Genomic DNA, 3124 nt, shown 5'->3' with positions numbered 1-3124 from the left:
CCGCAGCTGGACCAAGGTCAAGTCGGGTAAATAGCGTTCATCGCTCTAACTTTCAGAAGGTTCGCCCGTCTTGGGCGAGCTGCAAATTTTGTGGGAGTTTCGTAAATGGCAGTTGCCTCCGGCGCCTATAAGAAAGCCCTCGAGGGCGACCAGACACCCAAGCAGGTGCTGGTCAAAATCGACCGGGTCACGAAGAAGTTCGACGAGACGATTGCCGTGGACGACGTGTCCCTGGAAATCAAGAAAGGCGAGATCTTTGCCTTGCTCGGCGGTTCGGGATCGGGCAAATCCACCTTGCTGCGGATGCTGGCAGGTTTCGAGCGGCCCACGGAGGGGCGGATTTTCCTCGATGGCGTGGACATCACCGACATGCCGCCCTATGAGCGGCCGATCAACATGATGTTCCAGTCCTACGCCTTGTTCCCGCACATGACGGTGGCGCAGAACATCGCCTTCGGCCTGCAACAGGACAAGATCCCGAAAGCCGAGATCGACGCCCGCGTGGCCGAGATGCTCAAGCTGGTGCAGATGAGCCAGTACGCCAAGCGCAAGCCGCACCAGCTCTCCGGCGGTCAGCGCCAGCGCGTGGCCCTGGCCCGTTCCTTGGCGAAGCGGCCGAAGCTGTTGCTGCTCGACGAGCCGATGGGCGCCCTGGACAAGAAGCTGCGCTCGCAGATGCAGCTTGAGTTGGTGGAGATCATCGAGCGGGTCGGCGTGACCTGTGTGATGGTGACCCACGACCAGGAAGAGGCCATGACCATGGCCGAGCGCATCGCGATCATGCACCTGGGCTGGATCGCCCAGATCGGCAGCCCGATCGACATCTACGAGACCCCGACCAGTCGCCTGGTCTGCGAGTTCATCGGCAACGTCAACATCTTCGAGACCGAAGTGGTGGACGACGCCGAAGGCCACGCGGTGCTGAACTGCAAGGACCTGGACCGGAGCATCTACGTTGGCCACGGCATCAGCACCTCGGTGCAGGACAAGTCCGTGACCTACGCCATTCGCCCGGAAAAACTGCTGGTCACTTCCGAGCAGCCGACCTGCGAGCACAACTGGTCCAGTGGCAAGGTCCATGACATCGCCTACCTGGGCGGTCACTCGGTGTTCTACGTCGAGCTGCCGAGCGGCAAGCTGGTGCAGTCGTTCGTCGCCAATGCCGAGCGCCGTGGCCAGCGTCCAACCTGGGGCGACCAGGTGTTCGTCTGGTGGGAAGACGACAGCGGCGTGGTGCTTCGCTCATGAACATGCGCAAATTCAAACGCCGACTCGCACGAATAACGCCCGGTGGCCGTCAAATGGTCATCGGGGTGCCCTTCATCTGGCTGTTCCTGTTCTTCATGCTGCCGTTCTTCATCGTCCTGAAGATCAGTTTCGCCGAAGCCGACGTGGCGATTCCGCCGTACACCGAGATCTATAGCTACGTCGACCAGAAACTGCAGGTGCTGCTCAATCTCGCCAACTACGTGATGTTGAGCGAGGACGAGCTGTACATCGCCGCCTACCTCGGGTCGTTGAAAATGGCCCTGATCAGTACTGCCTTGTGCCTGCTGATCGGCTATCCGATGGCCTACGGCATCGCCAACGCCCGCAAAGAGATGCAAACGGTGCTGGTGCTGCTGATCATGATGCCGACCTGGACCGCGATCCTGATCCGCGTCTACGCGTGGATGGGCATCCTCAGCAACAACGGCTTGCTCAACGGATTCCTGATGAGCATGGGCTGGATCAGCGAGCCGCTGCAGATCCTCAACACGAACCTGGCGGTGTATATCGGGGTGGTCTATTCCTACCTGCCGTTCATGATCCTGCCGTTGTACGCCAACCTGGTCAAACACGATTCAAGCCTGCTGGAAGCCGCGTCCGACCTGGGTTCGAGCACCTTCAACAGCTTCTGGAAAATCACCGTGCCGCTGTCCAAGAACGGCATTGTTGCCGGCTGCATGCTGGTGTTCATCCCGGTGGTGGGCGAGTTCGTGATCCCGGAACTGCTCGGCGGCCCGGAAACCCTGATGATCGGTAAAGTGCTGTGGCAGGAATTCTTCAACAACCGTGACTGGCCGGTGGCATCCGCCCTGGCGGTAGTGATGCTGGCGATCCTGATCGTGCCCATCATCCTGTTCAACCGCAGTCAGGCCAAAGAGATGGAGGGCAAGGAATGAAGCGCTTCAGTTTTTCAAGCCTGATGCTGGTGCTGGGCCTGCTGTTCATCTACGCACCGATGGTGATCCTGGTGATCTTCTCGTTCAACGCCTCGAAACTGGTGACGGTATGGGGCGGCTGGTCGGTCAAGTGGTACGTCGGCCTGCTGGACAACACCCAACTGATGGGCTCGGTGGTGCGCTCGCTGGAGATCGCCTGCTACACCGCGATTGCTGCGGTAGCCTTGGGGACGCTGGCGGCCTTCGTGCTGACCCGCATCACCCACTTCAAGGGCCGCACGCTGTTCGGCGGCCTGGTCACCGCACCGTTGGTGATGCCGGAAGTGATCACCGGCCTGTCGCTGTTGCTGCTGTTCGTGGCCATGGCGCAGATGATCGGTTGGCCCCAGGAACGTGGCATCGTCACGATCTGGATCGCCCACACGACGTTCTGCGCGGCCTATGTCGCGGTGGTGGTGTCGGCGCGCTTGCGTGAGCTGGACCTGTCCATCGAAGAGGCGGCCATGGACCTCGGAGCGCGGCCGTGGAAGGTGTTCTTCCTGATCACCATCCCGATGATCGCGCCGTCGCTGGCGGCGGGCGGCATGATGTCGTTCGCGCTGTCCCTCGACGACCTGGTGCTGGCAAGCTTCGTTTCCGGCCCCGGCTCGACGACCTTGCCGATGGAAGTCTTCTCGGCGGTACGCCTGGGGGTGAAACCGGAAATCAATGCCGTGGCGAGCCTGATCCTGCTGGCGGTGTCCCTGGTGACCTTCCTGGTCTGGTACTTCAGCCGCCGCGCCGAAGAAAACCGCAAGCGGGCGATCCAGCAAGCCATCGAGGAAAGCGCCGCCGATTCCTGGAAACAACCGGAAGTACGCCGGGCGGAGACTGCTTCGGCCTGAGGTAACGCAGAACCCAATGTGGGGACAAGCTTGCTCCCACAGTTTTTTGTGGTCCGTGAATTTGTGGCCTGGCTC

Annotated in this window: 3 protein-coding genes; all 3 read left to right on the top strand. The window is 60.9% G+C overall.

Going from position 1 to position 3124, the window contains the following annotated elements:
* The first annotated feature begins 105 nt into the window (after window positions 1-105).
* From OC610_RS24240 to OC610_RS24230, 3 genes are read left to right on the top strand one after another with little or no spacing between them, the layout of a single operon-like run.
* Window positions 106-1248, top strand: a complete 1143-nt coding sequence (locus OC610_RS24240; protein ID WP_264431469.1) for an ABC transporter ATP-binding protein — start codon at window positions 106-108, stop codon at window positions 1246-1248.
* Complete coding sequence (locus OC610_RS24235) at window positions 1245-2165, top strand: ABC transporter permease subunit (RefSeq protein ID WP_264431467.1); 921 nt, start codon at window positions 1245-1247, stop codon at window positions 2163-2165. Before OC610_RS24240 ends, OC610_RS24235 begins: the two co-directional genes overlap by 4 nt.
* Window positions 2162-3049 (top strand): ABC transporter permease subunit, encoded by an 888-nt coding sequence (locus OC610_RS24230; RefSeq protein ID WP_198797491.1) that lies wholly within the window; start codon window positions 2162-2164, stop codon window positions 3047-3049. Before OC610_RS24235 ends, OC610_RS24230 begins: the two co-directional genes overlap by 4 nt.
* Window positions 3050-3124 lie beyond the last annotated feature (75 nt).

The organism is Pseudomonas agronomica (genome assembly GCF_025917275.1).
In the GTDB taxonomy this organism is placed as follows: domain Bacteria; phylum Pseudomonadota; class Gammaproteobacteria; order Pseudomonadales; family Pseudomonadaceae; genus Aquipseudomonas; species Aquipseudomonas agronomica.
Note: the sequence above shows the minus strand (reverse complement) of the source record. Positions and strands in the feature narration are given on the sequence as shown.